General features: G+C 42.1%; 16 protein-coding genes. 8 read left to right on the top strand and 8 right to left on the bottom strand.

The features are described 5' to 3' along the window. The first annotated feature begins 9 nt into the window (after positions 1-9). Positions 10-1,083, top strand: coding sequence for an AI-2E family transporter (locus PR675_RS06670; RefSeq protein WP_004920629.1), 1,074 nt, complete (start codon positions 10-12; stop codon positions 1,081-1,083). A gap of 11 nt (positions 1,084-1,094) precedes the next feature. Then, positions 1,095-1,616 (top strand): O-acetyl-ADP-ribose deacetylase, encoded by a 522-nt coding sequence (locus PR675_RS06665; RefSeq protein WP_060561075.1) that lies wholly within the window; start codon positions 1,095-1,097, stop codon positions 1,614-1,616. Between the two features lie 230 nt (positions 1,617-1,846). On the opposite strand, the gene bcp is transcribed toward PR675_RS06665, so the two are convergent. Together bcp and PR675_RS06655 are read right to left on the bottom strand one after the other, a co-directional pair. Further along, positions 1,847-2,317, bottom strand: coding sequence for a thioredoxin-dependent thiol peroxidase (bcp, locus tag PR675_RS06660; protein WP_004920623.1), 471 nt, complete (start codon positions 2,315-2,317; stop codon positions 1,847-1,849). Positions 2,318-2,331: 14 nt separating this feature from the next. Then, a complete protein-coding gene (locus tag PR675_RS06655) occupies positions 2,332-2,889 on the bottom strand; it encodes a glycine cleavage system transcriptional repressor (protein WP_004920620.1) in 558 nt (185 codons plus the stop codon). 274 nt (positions 2,890-3,163) lie between these two features. On the opposite strand from PR675_RS06655, the gene dapA reads away from it, so the two are divergent. The 3 genes from dapA to purC all read left to right on the top strand — a co-directional run bounded on the left by dapA (position 3,164) and on the right by purC (position 6,241). After that, entirely contained in the window at positions 3,164-4,072 is a 909-nt protein-coding gene (gene dapA, locus PR675_RS06650) for a 4-hydroxy-tetrahydrodipicolinate synthase (protein WP_004920614.1), read from the top strand. Positions 4,073-4,088: 16 nt separating this feature from the next. After that, the gene (gene bamC, locus PR675_RS06645; RefSeq protein WP_004920611.1) at positions 4,089-5,138 is read left to right on the top strand and encodes an outer membrane protein assembly factor BamC; all 1,050 of its coding nucleotides are present in this window, start codon (positions 4,089-4,091) and stop codon (positions 5,136-5,138) included. A gap of 389 nt (positions 5,139-5,527) precedes the next feature. Further along, positions 5,528-6,241 carry a phosphoribosylaminoimidazolesuccinocarboxamide synthase gene (gene purC, locus PR675_RS06640; protein ID WP_004920604.1) on the top strand — a complete coding sequence of 238 codons (714 nt, stop codon included), beginning with the start codon at positions 5,528-5,530 and terminating at the stop codon, positions 6,239-6,241. Positions 6,242-6,792: 551 nt separating this feature from the next. On the opposite strand, the gene PR675_RS06635 is transcribed toward purC, so the two are convergent. The 6 genes from PR675_RS06635 to PR675_RS06610 form a co-directional block, all read right to left on the bottom strand. Beyond that, positions 6,793-7,188, bottom strand: a complete 396-nt coding sequence (locus tag PR675_RS06635; RefSeq protein WP_060561074.1) for a hypothetical protein — start codon at positions 7,186-7,188, stop codon at positions 6,793-6,795. A 512-nt stretch (positions 7,189-7,700) separates the two neighbouring features. Further along, complete coding sequence (locus PR675_RS06630) at positions 7,701-8,513, bottom strand: energy-coupling factor ABC transporter ATP-binding protein (RefSeq protein ID WP_004920586.1); 813 nt, start codon at positions 8,511-8,513, stop codon at positions 7,701-7,703. Next, complete coding sequence (locus PR675_RS06625) at positions 8,500-9,345, bottom strand: energy-coupling factor ABC transporter ATP-binding protein (RefSeq protein ID WP_060561073.1); 846 nt, start codon at positions 9,343-9,345, stop codon at positions 8,500-8,502. The genes PR675_RS06630 and PR675_RS06625 overlap by 14 nt, the downstream gene beginning before the upstream one ends. Beyond that, positions 9,336-10,040, bottom strand: a complete 705-nt coding sequence (locus tag PR675_RS06620; RefSeq protein ID WP_060561072.1) for an energy-coupling factor transporter transmembrane component T — start codon at positions 10,038-10,040, stop codon at positions 9,336-9,338. Before PR675_RS06620 ends, PR675_RS06625 begins: the two co-directional genes overlap by 10 nt. Positions 10,041-10,042: 2 nt before the next feature. Further along, positions 10,043-10,624: a membrane protein gene (locus tag PR675_RS06615; protein WP_014656118.1), complete on the bottom strand. Its 582-nt coding sequence runs from the start codon at positions 10,622-10,624 to the stop codon at positions 10,043-10,045. A 14-nt stretch (positions 10,625-10,638) separates the two neighbouring features. Continuing rightward, on the bottom strand, positions 10,639-11,097 hold the full coding sequence (locus tag PR675_RS06610) for a PPC domain-containing DNA-binding protein (RefSeq protein ID WP_014656117.1): 459 nt from the start codon (positions 11,095-11,097) through the stop codon (positions 10,639-10,641). Positions 11,098-11,475: 378 nt separating this feature from the next. Here PR675_RS06610 and ypfJ point away from each other — a divergent pair, with 378 nt between their 5' ends. From ypfJ to PR675_RS06595, 3 genes are read left to right on the top strand one after another with little or no spacing between them, the layout of a single operon-like run. Continuing rightward, positions 11,476-12,366 (top strand): KPN_02809 family neutral zinc metallopeptidase, encoded by an 891-nt coding sequence (gene ypfJ / locus PR675_RS06605; protein ID WP_060561071.1) that lies wholly within the window; start codon positions 11,476-11,478, stop codon positions 12,364-12,366. 10 nt (positions 12,367-12,376) lie between these two features. Continuing rightward, the gene (locus tag PR675_RS06600; RefSeq protein ID WP_060561070.1) at positions 12,377-12,670 is read left to right on the top strand and encodes a DUF7677 family protein; all 294 of its coding nucleotides are present in this window, start codon (positions 12,377-12,379) and stop codon (positions 12,668-12,670) included. A gap of 29 nt (positions 12,671-12,699) precedes the next feature. Continuing rightward, positions 12,700-14,010, top strand: a complete 1,311-nt coding sequence (locus tag PR675_RS06595) for a hypothetical protein (RefSeq protein ID WP_239686464.1) — start codon at positions 12,700-12,702, stop codon at positions 14,008-14,010. Positions 14,011-14,026 lie beyond the last annotated feature (16 nt).

The following is a 14,026-nucleotide window of genomic DNA, read 5'->3' as shown; positions in this document are numbered from 1 at the left end:
AGCTAATAAATGCTGGAAATGTTATTACAATGGTATCGGCGACGTTTTGCTGATCCACAGGCTGTTGCACTGTTTACGTTGCTCATTGTCGGCTTCTGTATCATCTTTTTCTTCAGCAATATCTTAGCCCCTTTATTGGTCGCGATAGTATTGGCTTATCTCCTTGAATGGCCAACACACTTACTTGAGCGTATCGGTTGCTCGCGTGTTGTTGCAGTCAGTATTATTTTGACCTTGTTTGCTGGAATTAGTGCCATGGTTATTTTAATTATTGCACCAACGGCGTGGCAACAAGGGATCAATCTCGTTGGTGACTTACCTAAAATGGTAACGCGTTTTAACGAGTTCGCGCAAACATTACCAGAGCGTTACCCAGCGTTGGTTGATGCGGGTATTATCGATATGATGGCAGATAATCTCCGCAGCCGTTTATCTGGAGTGGCGGAATCGGTGGTTAAAATGTCGGTGGCCTCGCTCATTGGCGTATTTACCTTGGCAATTTATACCGTACTCGTGCCTTTAATGATGTTTTTCTTATTAAAAGATAAACAAAAAATTATCAGTAGCGTTCAAAAGGTATTGCCAAGAAACCGCTTGTTGGTGGGGAAAGTTTGGGTCGAGATGAATCAGCAAATCACCAACTATTTACGCGGCAAAGTGACCGAAATGGTGATTGTCGGGGTCTGTACCTACGCTGGATTTGCTTACTTTGATTTGCGCTATTCAGTATTGTTGTCAGTGCTGGTTGGGGTTTCAGTCTTGATCCCCTATATTGGTGCGGTGGCTGTGACGATTCCGGTAGTATTGGTGGCGCTATTCCAGTGGGGAATTGGCAGTGATTTTTGGTCATTAATTATTGTTTATCTTGTTATTCAAGGGTTAGATAGTAATTTATTTGTTCCATTACTCTTTTCTGAAGCGGTTAACCTTCATCCGTTAGTGATTATTTTATCGGTCGTGATTTTTGGTGGCTTATGGGGTTTTTGGGGCGTTTTCTTTGCTATTCCATTGGCAACGCTGATTAAGGCTGTTATCAATGTGTGGCCAGAGGATACGTCCGAGAGTCAGCAAAAATTGGAATGATGGAGAGGGAAATGCAAACTCAAATTGAACTACAGCAAGGTGATATCACGAAAACTGCCGTCGATGCGATTGTTAATACCGCGAATAGTGCTTTACTCGGTGGTAGTGGCGTTGATGGCGCGATTCATCGCGCGGGTGGTAGTGCAATCCTTGATGAATGCCGGCAAATTAGAGCAAAACAGGGTAGTTGTAAGCCTGGAAACGCGGTGATCACCACCGCAGGTAAGTTACCTGCTAAGTATGTTATCCATACAGTAGGGCCTGTTTGGCAAGATGGAACCCATGAAGAGGCGCAAATCTTAGCCAATGCGTATTTATCTAGTTTGAGGTTGGCGAGCGAATATCAAATCGAAACCATTGCTTTTCCCAATATCAGTACAGGCATTTATCGCTTTCCTAAGCCATTAGCGGCACAGATTGCCTGTGAAACTGTGGCTAACTATCTCGCCGCCAATAGCTTGCCAAAGAAAGTTATTTTTGTTTGCTTCGATGAGGAAAACTACCGTTTATACCAACAACAGCTTCAACGGTAGCAAATAGTATTAATGGCTAAACAGGTTCAACAAGTCTAAGTTGAGCCTGTATTTGGCTATCTTTTCTATCTTCCCTTTCATTACCATCAGTATGCCATTTAACTCAAATGATTCAGTCAATCAGATGACTAAAAATCTTTTAGCTTTTAGGTTAGTCAGTAATGAAAGATATAAAGGGAAGGGGGATGAGAAGGGTTGCATAAAGCTAAACAACCCTATCAAATTAAATGTTAAGCGTGAGTATTTATGTACTCGAGAACAATTTCATGGTGATTGCTTGTTTTGAAATTATCGAATACATGTTCAATAGTTCCATTTGCATCAATGAGAAAACTAATGCGGTGAATGCCGTCATAAGTTTTACCCATGAATTGTTTTTCACCCCATACACCAAATTGTTCACATACTTGATGATCTTCATCTGATAATAGTGCGAAGTTCAATAGCTCTTTTTCAGCGAAACGAGACAATTTTTCGGGTTTATCTGTGCTAATGCCTAAAACTTCAACACCCTTTTCTCTTAGTGTCTCCATTTCGTCGCGCAGGCCGCATGCCTGAACGGTACACCCTGGGGTCATAGCTTTAGGGTAGAAGTAAACTAATACGCGTTGACCCTGATAATCTGAAAGATTGATGATTTCACCATCTTGGTCAGGAAGGCTGAATTGAGGCGCCTTATCACCGGCTTTCAATGGGTTCATTACATATATCTCCGTTAACTCTGCATTTTGGGATTATTTACAATGCTTATGTTGCCTTTAGCGTTGAGCATTGTACATAGTTGTTGAAATTTATTCTTTATAATTATGCCATTATCATCCAATGGATGATGTGCCGTGATTTGTATTTCAAGTTGCGCCGGCATACCATTACTTGCAGGCTGTGTTTTTGACACAAGCTCCGCGATATTACATTGCTGGGTTGTAAATAAATTCGTAAATTGTTCTACGATGCGTGGTGCATCATCGACGACGACATTGACGGTTACCGTTGATGGGTAATCTGTCGTCTGTACGCTCTGCGTCCGTTTCATCACAATGAGTAACTCTAATTCAGCCCCTTTTAGTGGCAAAATAGCCTCAATTTGTGCAATCGCATTCCAACTACCCGAAAGCATCATAATAAAGGTAAATTCTTTACCAAACATCGCTAAACGGCTGTCTTCGATGTTGCAATCACATTCACTCACCAATCGAGTGATGGTATTCACAATGCCCGGACGATCGGTACCCAGCGCAGTAATTACAAGAAATTGCTGTTCAGTCTTAGGCAAAGTCTGTTCCTTATTTTTTAATTTGCAGATTCGCTTTTTTGCTCAATGTTTTCAAGCACAAAATCTGCTTGGTGATGATGGTAAGGAAACCACAAAAATAAGAATCTGCCAAGAGGGCAGATTCACTCTTGCGAGTCATGATCGAGAATTATTACTTCTATTTAAGTTAATCCTAGCGGTATTAACAAAATTCATTAAAAACCTGTGGTTGGGTGGTTTTCTTCTTTGAAATGAAAAAGTACCATGGAGACTAAACTATTTAGGGGGTATAGCTATGTCTCACTCAAACACAAACTATAAACAATTTTTAACTGGCAGTATTGTTGCGGTAATTACACCAATGGATTCAAATGGTCGTTTGGATAAACAAAGTTTGAAAAGATTAGTTGATTACCACGTTGAGAGCGGCACTTCTGCGATTGTGTCTGTTGGGACAACGGGTGAGTCTGCCACCTTAACTCATAAAGAACATGTTGAAGTGGTGCATACAACTCTAGAACTGGCAGACGGACGCATCCCCATCATTGCAGGAGCTGGCGCAAATGCCACTGCAGAAGCTATCTCTCTGACAAAAGAGTTTGAAAATTCAGGTGTTGTTGCTTGTCTGACAGTCACACCTTATTATAATAGGCCTTCACAAGAAGGGTTGTATCAGCATTTTAAAGCAATATCAGAAAACACGAGCTTGCCACAAATTCTCTATAATGTACCATCACGTACAGGTTGTGACTTATTGCCTGAAACGGTAGGTCGCTTGGCTAAATTGGCGAATATTGTTTCAATTAAAGAGGCGACAGGGAACTTAGCAAGGGTTCACCAAATCAAAGAACTGGTTGATGATAATTTTGTGTTGCTCACCGGTGATGATGCAACGGCACTCGACTTCATGCAGTTGGGTGGTCAGGGCGTTATTTCTGTTACAGCTAACGTTGCAGCCGCACAAATGGTAAAAATGTGTGACTTAGCGCTTGCGGGCAAATATACTGAGGCTCGTGAATTAAACAAACGTCTGATGGGTCTGCATCATCAGTTATTTGTTGAGCCTAATCCAATTCCAGCGAAATGGGGCTGCCACCGTCTTGGCTTGATTGCTGACGCTACATTACGGTTACCAATGACACCGTTAACAGAGTCAGGCCAACAAAAAGTGGAGCAGGCCCTGAGATTCGCTGGGCTACTGTAAAATTTAGGGAATTTTAATGGCAACATTATTGCAAAAATCGAAGGTTATGAAGGTTGCTGGCCTGTCACTCGTTGTGTTACTGGCAGCCTGTTCCAGCGATCAGCGCTATAAACGTCAGGTCAGCGGTAACGAAGATTATCTCGATGCCGCGCCATTGAAAGTGTTGAATATACCTCAGGGAATGACATTACCATTGCAAAATGGCGAATATGACGTCCCTAAAGTTGCCTCATCTGGCCCAGTAGGTAAAGCACTCGATATTCGCCCTCCTGTACTGTCTATTTCGCAATTAGCGGGTTCACGTACTGAAGATAGCGCGGAAGCAAGCCGCTTGTTGCTTGAAAATACACCTGAGAATAGTGCGCTATGGTCACAAGTCACTATGATTTTGGAACAGCGTAATATTCCAGTCACGACAAAAGACGATGGGTCGCGCTCGATTGAAACGGATTGGGTAAAATGGGAACGTGCGGATGAAGACGTTCCATTAGAAAGCCGTCATAAAGTCACTGTGCAACCTCAAGGGGGCATGATCGCGCTGACGGTAACGAATTTAGGCCTACGTCAAGGTACAGAAGCGGTGACGGATCAGGCTGAAATTCAGCGTTATAACAAATTATTGCTAAATGAGTTAACCGATAGCCTGTATGCTTTACGTGATACATCCAATAAAAATAGTATCCAAAGTGCATATGGCATTATTGATGTTCAATCTGGCAGTGATGCCACGGGCTTGCCTGTTGTCATCGTACGTGCACCATTTGATGCTGTTTGGGAGCGTTTACCACGTAAACTGGAAAGCATCGGTATGAAAGTGGGTGATCGCAGTCGTTCAAATGGCTCTGTGATGGTAACTTATAAAGGCCTGAGCAGTTCAGAATGGCAAAATTTAGGGATTGATGACCCATCAATTCCAGAAGCGGATTATAAAATTCAAGTCGGTGATTTGAATAACCGCAGTAGCTTGCAGTTTATTAATACTAAGGGTACACCACTGACTCAGAAACAAAATGATGAGATGGTGTCTGCACTGAAAGCGGCTTTCAGTAAAGTCGGCGACAAGTAATTATTACTTTGTTATGGAGCCGCAGCCTCTATTTGAGGTTGCGGCTTTTTTGCATTTAAGTCATACCTACAACCTTTCTTTATGCCAATCGATTAATAGCTTCATTTTTATGGTCAGCGAAATGGACAAAAAACCAGTGTTTAAGCTTAAGTAATCGTTTGCGTCTGTGCGTGGATTTTATTATTATAATTAGGTACAGTAGATAAAATATTGAATATCAGTTAGTTAGCTTGTCAGGTTCTTTTATTCAATAACTTATTGAAACAGAGCAGAAAAGTAACGGTAAAAGGGTAAATTTCAACCATTTTATTGTTACTTATCTGGATCTGCAGACACAATTTTGCAGGTTGATACCCTAATTGAATAATCCCATCTCTGGAGTGTGTAAGATGCAAAAGAAAGCTGAGTTGTATCGTGGTAAGGCGAAAACGGTCTATACCACTGAGGATCCTGACCTTTTAATTCTGGAATTCCGTAATGATACATCAGCACTCGATGGCGAGCGTATCGAGCAGTTCGAGCGTAAAGGGATGGTAAACAATAAGTTTAACCATTTTATTATGAGCAAATTAGAAGAGGCGGGTATTCCAACACAGATGGAAGCGTTGCTCTCTGACACAGAAGCATTGGTAAAAAAACTGGATATGGTGCCCGTAGAGTGCGTTATTCGTAATCGTGCAGCAGGCTCTTTGGTTAAACGTCTTGGCGTCGAAGAAGGGATGGAATTAAATCCACCATTGTTTGATTTGTTCTTAAAAGATGATGCAAAACATGACCCGATGGTGAATGAGTCGTATTGTGAAACTTTTGGGTGGGTGAACAAAGAAAACTTGGCGGAAATGAAGCGCTTAAGTTATAAAGCCAATGAAGTGTTATCAAAAATTTTTGCGGATGCAGGGCTGATCCTCGTTGATTTTAAATTGGAGTTTGGCCTGTTCAAAGGCAAGGTCGTACTTGGTGATGAGTTCTCTCCAGATGGTAGTCGCCTGTGGGATAAAGAGACCCTCAATAAAATGGATAAAGACCGTTTTCGTCAAAGCCTCGGTGGCTTAATTGAAGCTTACGAGGAAGTTGCGCGTCGTATCGGCGTAAAATTAGATTAATTTGTTATCTAATCGGTTTTAAAAAGTCGCTTAGAGTGCTGACAAAGCCCTCGCTGTTTAGTGAGGGTTTTGAACTAATCAGTATGAATAATGCACTAAGCGGCAACCTAAAAAACCTTCCCCTCAATGATGTCAGTTCGAAACCATGGCATTAGGTCGAAAATCATCTCACTCGCAAAATCGATGCTGTGATGCTGTTGTACACCGACACAACCGAAGAACGACCACCTATCAATTATCGTGTCGTAGATGAGAAACATGGCATTACAATGGACACGCATGTTGCTCATTTTTCGTTTTCAAGGAATTTCCTTTTTCTAAAAATCATGGTGTAAAGGGCGAGTTGATTATGTCAGCGATGAGTTGGTTTGGTGCCTTTAGCTGCTCATCTGTTATTCATGGGCGATAAGGAGAATGACGGCTGTCTTATCAACATTTTTAGTTTTGAAAATACGATGTGTAACTTTGCGAATACACTCGACATTCGATTTTTTGGACGAAATGCCCTTAAATGAGGGGGATGTTAGAAAGCTAAGCCGCTATTATTGGTGCTATTTTTTGTTGGTCGTAAGGTCATGAGCCGCCGCAGATGGATTAAGATCTTTGCCTTGCTCTGCTAACCATAACTGTAGTTGCTCAGTGGCAGATATCAGGTTATAGGCTGAATGTGTGGGTTCAATATGCTTTTCACCATACTCTACCAATTTGTTATCAAGGAAAATAAAGTGTTGAATAGTATTTTGCATTTTAAGCATGGTGGGGCGCTTGGTATAGAGCAATAGGGTGGCATTTTCTATCGTTGCTGAATCAGAAGGTTCCCCCATAATAGAAACCACTTGTTGCGAAGTCATACCTGCAATAACTAAGGTTAACTTATTGTCAGCAGAGTATCCTATCACCGAAAATAGTAGGGAGAAGATACAAAATAGCGCTTGGATTGCCCGCATGATTAAACCTTAGTCATCTGTTCGAAGATCAGATCATAGAATACAAAGTGATATTTAAGGAATTCATATTTTAGTTTCATACATATAACACAGATAATTGTGACCACTTTTCATTATACAACTGTATTGACGCTTTAACTAACATCTTGGCGTTTAGGTTATCGGTTTTACTGAGCTGTTTTAGCGGGGAAGCTGCATAATGGATGTTTACAGCTTTTACTTAGGAAGATAATTAGTTTTCTGGTTTTAATTCGTCCATACAGCCAAAGTTCTCTTACGGGTTATTTATATACATCGGGCCTATCATGCTACAAATAATAAAACAGAGCAGCATGACACACACTTGTCCAACCTTGACTCGGGATAGTTTACCATTAACATGGTATTTTTTACCTGTCTGATATCGATATCTAGATATAAGCTAAGACGTTATCACCGCAATAAATCAAACCTTAGTGTTGATATCAAGGGTCGACAACCATATAAAAACTGATAACGTTCAAGCTGAAAAGTCAGATTGGCTCGCGGCTAATACGGATAAATTTATCAGCCCAACGTTTAGGGTCGCTTTCTAACGCGATATCCAATGCGTGACTCAATGAATACAGTGTTGGTGTTGGAAGCACGGATTCCGGTTGTAAATCAGGGTGGTTAAGTACGGTTTCAGGCGGACCATCAGCAATGATTTTACCTGCTGATAGATGAATAACCCGCTTGAAATGGCGAGCAACAAAATCAAGATCATGGCTAATGGCGAGTAGCGTCGTGCCCATCGTACGCTGTAATGCCAACCAACGCTCAAAGCAAGCGAGCCAACGTGCATCAAAGTCACGAGTAGGTTCATCTAATAGCAGCACTTTGGGGGAAATCGCACTCAGGCTGGCGACAGCCACCATACGCCGTTGGCCTGCATCTAAATCAAGAGGGTGACTATTGGCAACATCTTGCAAATGGCAACATTCAAGGGCTTCCAACGTCCGTTTTTCTATCTCTGATTGAGATAGCTTTTGTCGTTTAAGGCCGAACGCGACTTCATCTTTTACTCGACTATGGAAAACTTGTTTTTCGACCTCTTGGAATAAAACACCAATTTGACTGGCACGTTGTATAGCGTTCAGTGCGGCAAGTTTTTGGTGATTAAAGTGGATCTCACCTTGTGTTGGGCGCAATAGACCCGCAGCAAGCCGCAGGAGTGTCGATTTTCCAGCACCATTGTCACCAACTAATGCAACCCATTCGCCCGCTTCGAGACGCAAACAAAGCTGTGAAATGGTCTCTTGGGTACTTTTAGGCCAACGATAATCAATATGTTCAAAAAGTAGCATAATACTCCTTAAATGCCTTAAGTAATGCGTTGTTATCATTGGGAATGTCAGTAGGCCAAGCATTTTGATTGATTAAATAACCAAGTGCACGCCAAGCATCGGGCATATTAATGGTGGTTTGTGCCGCCGAAAAAAGTTTTTTTCTATCAGTACCTGTGGCGATGACGTTACCTGCATCTAATAACATCAGTTGCTCACAAAAACTCATCGCAGGAAGTAGTTGGCGCTCAAACAGGATCACACTGCAATTGGTACGTTGAGAATAGCGTTTCAACGCAAGTAGCAGGGTATGGGCGGCTTTTGGTGTGAGGCGACTAAATGCCTCATCCAATAATAATAACTTAGGCTGCATGGCGAGTGCGCTTGCGATGACAACGCGTTGGGCTTCTCCACCTGATAAGGTCGCGGGGTGTCGATGGCGTAAAGCTTCGCAGTCCGTAAGCGCAATGGCTTCGTTAACCCGCTGCCTGATTTGTGCTTCAGGTAACCCAAGGTTTTCAGGGCCAAAGGCAATTTCTTGTTCCACATTGAATGTGCAACCGGATAATTGTAATTGTGGTGATTGTTGGATCAGTTGGCGTTGCGCACTGAGTATTGCTAAGTGGCCTTGTGATATGGGTTGTGATAAAACCTCAGCGACACCACTAAGTTCACCTGTAATCAATTCAGGTAACCAACCACAGAGCAGTTGAGCGAGTGTACTTTTACCGCTACCGTTGCCCCCTAAGATGGCAAGCCACTGTCCTGCTGCTAATTGTATATCAATAGGGCCTAAGGTGGTTGATCCCGCACCTTTGTGGGTAAAACATAGTCGTTGTAAATTTACCACCACCAGTCGATCCCTCCTTCAATGATGATAATGACTAAAATGGCATAACGACAAATGGCTTGAAAGAGGTTGTCTTTTGGGGCGTCCAACGTTGTTCGCTGACTCACGGCACGAAAACCACGCATATCCAAGGCAGCTCCACGGATAGCCAGTTCGCTGAGTGCTTGGGTCGCGAGTGGCAGTATCAATGCCGGTAATGACATAAATCGTTGTAACAGATTGCCATCAAGGGGGACGCCTCGTGCCAACTGTGCCTCTTTGATACTGCTGATTTGTTGCCGTAGTTGTTCAACAAACAAGAGTGGCCCAGCTAATAAATATGAAAAGCTGGTTAGTAAACGGCTAGCAAATAGCGCTCTAATCAATTTTTCAGTCGACACATACTGTAGCCACAGTTGTGCACTACTGATAATGGCTAAAAGCCGAAACCATAAAGCCAAGGCTTTTTGTTGCTGTGTCGCAACAGAAAACTCGCCTGTCAGCCAGTAGGTTAGCCAACCACTATGGATCAGCCATAGCCCTAATGCCATTGGTAGCATCAAGCCAATAACATAGCGATAGCGGTAACGTGCTTGGCGCCATGCGAGTAGCATAGCAAAAGTCACCAGGCTGACGACAATTAACGGCCAGTCAAATGGTAATAGAACAACAGTAAAGCTGAGCCAGAACCATAATGTCAGCGAGGTAAAAGGATGCATATTTATCTTACTCGCGCCATATTTGGAAAGTTTTGTTGTGCACGCAGCGGTAAGCGACGCACTAATAACCACGCAATGAGTGCCGACACTATTTTATCTGCAATGTTGGCTCCTAGTACGGTAATGGCAACAGATTCAAGTAGGTTTTCTCCCACAGCATGGAAGTAAGCGACGAAAAAATCGGCTCCGCTACCTGTTGTACCTGCAAATAAATAAGTACGGATAGGCACAGCAACTAACATCAATGCTAATGTAATGACGATGCCGGAAAAGATAACTCTAGGTAACGTCCGAAAAAATCCAGCATGAGCGAGTAACCCTGCACTGAGGCCTATCATCATTGCAACAGGGGCAAAAGCGGCGGCAATTGGGCCACTGAGTAATCCCCATAATAGATTGGTTAATAATCCGGTTAATGCAGCGATCCAAGGGCCGGCTAATAAAGCACAAATGATTGTGCCAATTGAATCAAGAAAAATTGGCAACTTAATGCTTGAGCTTATTTGCCCAACTAACATGTTAATAGCGATTGAAAAAACAATTAACGCTAAAGTACGGCTCGAAAGAGTAGATGATTTTGGCATGAATACACCGCTCCTTAGCGATGAACAGAAGAATGGGAGTTGTGGGGCGTGCGTTCAGAAACTGCTAATTCGTCATATCCAGATAATTCGCAATATTGACGAGTGAAAGTGATATGCTCTAATTCCCCAATAACAAGCTCTAACGTTGTTCTAACGGTACAGTCCAGCATCATATGCCCCCCTTGCACATGACCATTTTCATCTGAAATGGCTAAATGCAAATGTTCGCCTTCGCTATCTAATGTGCCGATAAGTGAAACAATTTCGTATCGACCAACAAATTGATCGGTTGTCTCTTTTCCTGCAAAACGCAAATTAACGCGAGTTAAGCTACCAACACAGCCAGCAATGAAAGCGGCTTTTAAGTGGTTCTGCTGAATAAAATGACGCAGTGTTGGAATAACATCCTCGCCGGGCCGTAATCGCAGGGCAAAATAGCGCGCATTGGAGGCGGGAGGGAAAGCTACATTCATATGAGTGATCCTAATTATATGACGACTTGAATAGTAAGGTGATTTGTCAACTCGGCGAAATACAGTGATATCGTCAGTGATAATAATTTTATATTGACCTCATATTATTATAAGTAACAATCTAGGAGATATCAGTAACGAAGTGTTTTCTATTGCTTATTTAATTGGAATTGCGATTAATTTGCGTTAAGTGAAAAACAATCAGTTAAAAAACAATATATCCACTTAATTAATAAGGTTAAAATGTTGAACATCTGTGTTAGTTCAGAGTGCTAAGCAGGCGATGACGTGGTATGAATAAAAATAATTAAGTCAATTGTAACGATTTTGAGTTTAAACTGTGACTAAACCGTTTATTTGCTGATTATAGAGGTGATTATGCGTTGGCAAGACCGTCGTCGTAGCGACAATATTGAAGATAGAAGATCAGAAAATTCATCAGGGGGTTTTCAAGGCAATGGTCGGGGGATACGAATTCCATTACGAGGAAAAAGTGGCGTTGTTATTCTGATTGTTATTGTCGTAGCTGGCTATTATGGCGTTGATCTCACGGGGTTAATTACCGGAGAGCCTATCGGTAATCACTCTTCGCAACAAGCCCAAAATCGTACCATTAGCCCACAAGAGGCACAGTTAGCCGACTTTACGTCAGTGATGCTTGCTTCCACAGAAGATGTTTGGCAAACGGAATTTAAAAAGCTAGGCAAACAATACCAGCAGCCTAAATTAGTCATTTATCGCAATGGTACTTCGACAGCGTGTGGGCAAGGTAAAGCATTTATGGGGCCGTTTTATTGCCCAGCTGATAATAAAATTTATATCGACCTGTCATTTTATAATGACATGAAAACCAAATTAGGGGCTGGTGGTGAATTTGCGCAAGGGTACGTCGTGGCTCATGAAATCGGCCATCATGTGCAGCACTTATTAGGCATTGAACAGCAAGTAAGAAAATTACAGCAAGGTGTAAGTACAAAAGAAGCCAATAAACTGTCGGTGAAACTTGAATTACAGGCCGATTGTTTTGCGGGTGTTTGGGGGCACAATATGGATAAAGAGGGCATCTTAGACGATGGCGACTTACAATCCGCGTTGAATGCGGCTCAGGCAATTGGTGACGACAGATTACAGCAGCAGAGCCAAGGTCGCGTGATCCCAGATAGTTTTACGCATGGCACCTCACAACAGCGCTATTTTTGGTTTAAAAAAGGGTTTGAGACGGGAGATATCAATAGCTGCAACACCTTTTCAGCGCAAAATACATTTTAAGGAGGCTCAGATGAAGCTCAGCCATAGCGTTAGTGGGGCGATTAGAACTTTCAGCTATTTTATGGCAAGTGGTTCACATTACATGCTCGAGGGGATTGATTATTTGTCACTGTATGGCGAGGAGCCGAGTGCTATTGAACAAGCGTACGCAATATTTATCAATACACTGGAAATTGATGAGGCAGGGGAAGTATTGAATTTTACTCATGCGCAGAAAAGAGCAACGGATTATATTCGAAGTTACTGTGATGCTTCTTTTAACGCTGACCCTCCTTTTGAAGAGTGGGAAGTCGCTCTATATTAATGTATGACCTGCCCAAATATGAGGTTAAAGTGTTCCATTTGACGCGTACCATATTGATAACCACGCTTTTATTTTTCGGGTTGATAAATGCGTCAGCGAAAACCCATTATACCATTGATGATCTATCAACGGAGGGGATGTTAACGCTCTCCATGGATTTACCTAAATCCGAGCAGGAACAAAAATTGATCGTGAGAGGGGAAGCGTGGGGGTTAAAACCGCAAATTAACCATCCTCAGTGCCAAGGTACGTTGTTAAAGAAAAATACCGAAAATGAATGGATTGTGCCTATAGGTTGTGAACGGGTTTCGTGGCATGTCCTCCCTAATAAAGTTGCAAAAGGGCATGTTGACGCCTCGAAGCAAGCGACTATTTTCATTACCAGTGAATATCAAAACAAAAAACAGATATTGCTTTCTGAGCCTACGTCATTATTGCGCTTAGTCAATGATGAAGAGGGGATTATTCGTGCTGCCGATGGGATCGCTATCTATGGCGCGAAAGCTGAAAATACAAGCTCGTGGTCGGTTCCTGCCTATTATAAGGCGCCTGAATTTTATTTAGTGGGGGATATTCGATTGCAACAAGTGGACTTAATGAATATGAAAGTTCGCTATTTTAGTGACAACGTCACGTTAACCGATCAATATCAGCTAAATGGTTATCACCAACAAGCCTTAAAGTATTTAACCAAAGCGTTATCAATTTCACCTCAAGACAAGCGTGATAATACATTGTTGGTGATTTGGCTCGGCAGTAATGAAAAAAATGGCTTTATTGGTGGGGCGGCGGGTGGTCGCAGTTTCGTGGCTAACTATTTATATTCTGATAAAAAGGATGATAAAAACATTAACCTCAATAATGCAAAAACCCAACTTGTTATTGCCCATGAGCAATTTCATCAACTTATTGATATGATAAGGGAAAATAAATCAACGCAGCCAGCTTGGGTTGAGGAAGGCCTTGCCCAATATTATGCTTTGAAAGCATTAAAACAGATGGAAAGCCAGCCACAAATTGTTTCGTCAATTGAATCTGCAATGATGCCATTAAATGCTCCAGTGACACATACTTTTATTGAACTAGATAAGCGATTTAAAGCAGGGGATCGCTCTGTTTATGCTGAGTTCTATTCTCAAGGCGCTACATTTTGGCGAAAATTAGATACTATTTTACAGAAGGTCGCCAATAATCCATCAGGATTAGACCCGTTCATTACTGAATTAATGACATTACCTTCCGAGTCGAATGGTGATTTACCCGCATCTTTCAAAAATAAAATGATCGCTATCGGAGGAGAGCCTGTAAATATCTTATTTCAACAATATATCGGGCAATAATATGCCGTGACGTTTG

This window comes from Providencia sp. PROV261, assembly GCF_028477945.1.
Classification (GTDB): Bacteria; Pseudomonadota; Gammaproteobacteria; order Enterobacterales; family Enterobacteriaceae; genus Providencia; species Providencia stuartii.
The sequence above is the reverse complement of the archived record's forward strand: the minus strand, read 5'-3'. Positions and strand labels throughout refer to the sequence as shown.

Coding starts and splice junctions, on each gene's coding strand:
- PR675_RS06665 (WP_060561075.1), top strand. CDS start 1,095: ATGCAAACTCAAATTGAACTACAGCAAGGTGATATCACGAAAACTGCC.
- bcp (WP_004920623.1), bottom strand. CDS start 2,317: ATGAACCCATTGAAAGCCGGTGATAAGGCGCCTCAATTCAGCCTTCCT.
- PR675_RS06670 (WP_004920629.1), top strand. CDS start 10: ATGCTGGAAATGTTATTACAATGGTATCGGCGACGTTTTGCTGATCCA.
- PR675_RS06635 (WP_060561074.1), bottom strand. CDS start 7,188: ATGCGGGCAATCCAAGCGCTATTTTGTATCTTCTCCCTACTATTTTCG.
- PR675_RS06630 (WP_004920586.1), bottom strand. CDS start 8,513: ATGCTACTTTTTGAACATATTGATTATCGTTGGCCTAAAAGTACCCAA.
- purC (WP_004920604.1), top strand. CDS start 5,528: ATGCAAAAGAAAGCTGAGTTGTATCGTGGTAAGGCGAAAACGGTCTAT.
- PR675_RS06615 (WP_014656118.1), bottom strand. CDS start 10,624: ATGCCAAAATCATCTACTCTTTCGAGCCGTACTTTAGCGTTAATTGTT.
- PR675_RS06610 (WP_014656117.1), bottom strand. CDS start 11,097: ATGAATGTAGCTTTCCCTCCCGCCTCCAATGCGCGCTATTTTGCCCTG.
- dapA (WP_004920614.1), top strand. CDS start 3,164: ATGTCTCACTCAAACACAAACTATAAACAATTTTTAACTGGCAGTATT.
- ypfJ (WP_060561071.1), top strand. CDS start 11,476: ATGCGTTGGCAAGACCGTCGTCGTAGCGACAATATTGAAGATAGAAGA.
- PR675_RS06600 (WP_060561070.1), top strand. CDS start 12,377: ATGAAGCTCAGCCATAGCGTTAGTGGGGCGATTAGAACTTTCAGCTAT.
- bamC (WP_004920611.1), top strand. CDS start 4,089: ATGGCAACATTATTGCAAAAATCGAAGGTTATGAAGGTTGCTGGCCTG.
- PR675_RS06620 (WP_060561072.1), bottom strand. CDS start 10,040: ATGCATCCTTTTACCTCGCTGACATTATGGTTCTGGCTCAGCTTTACT.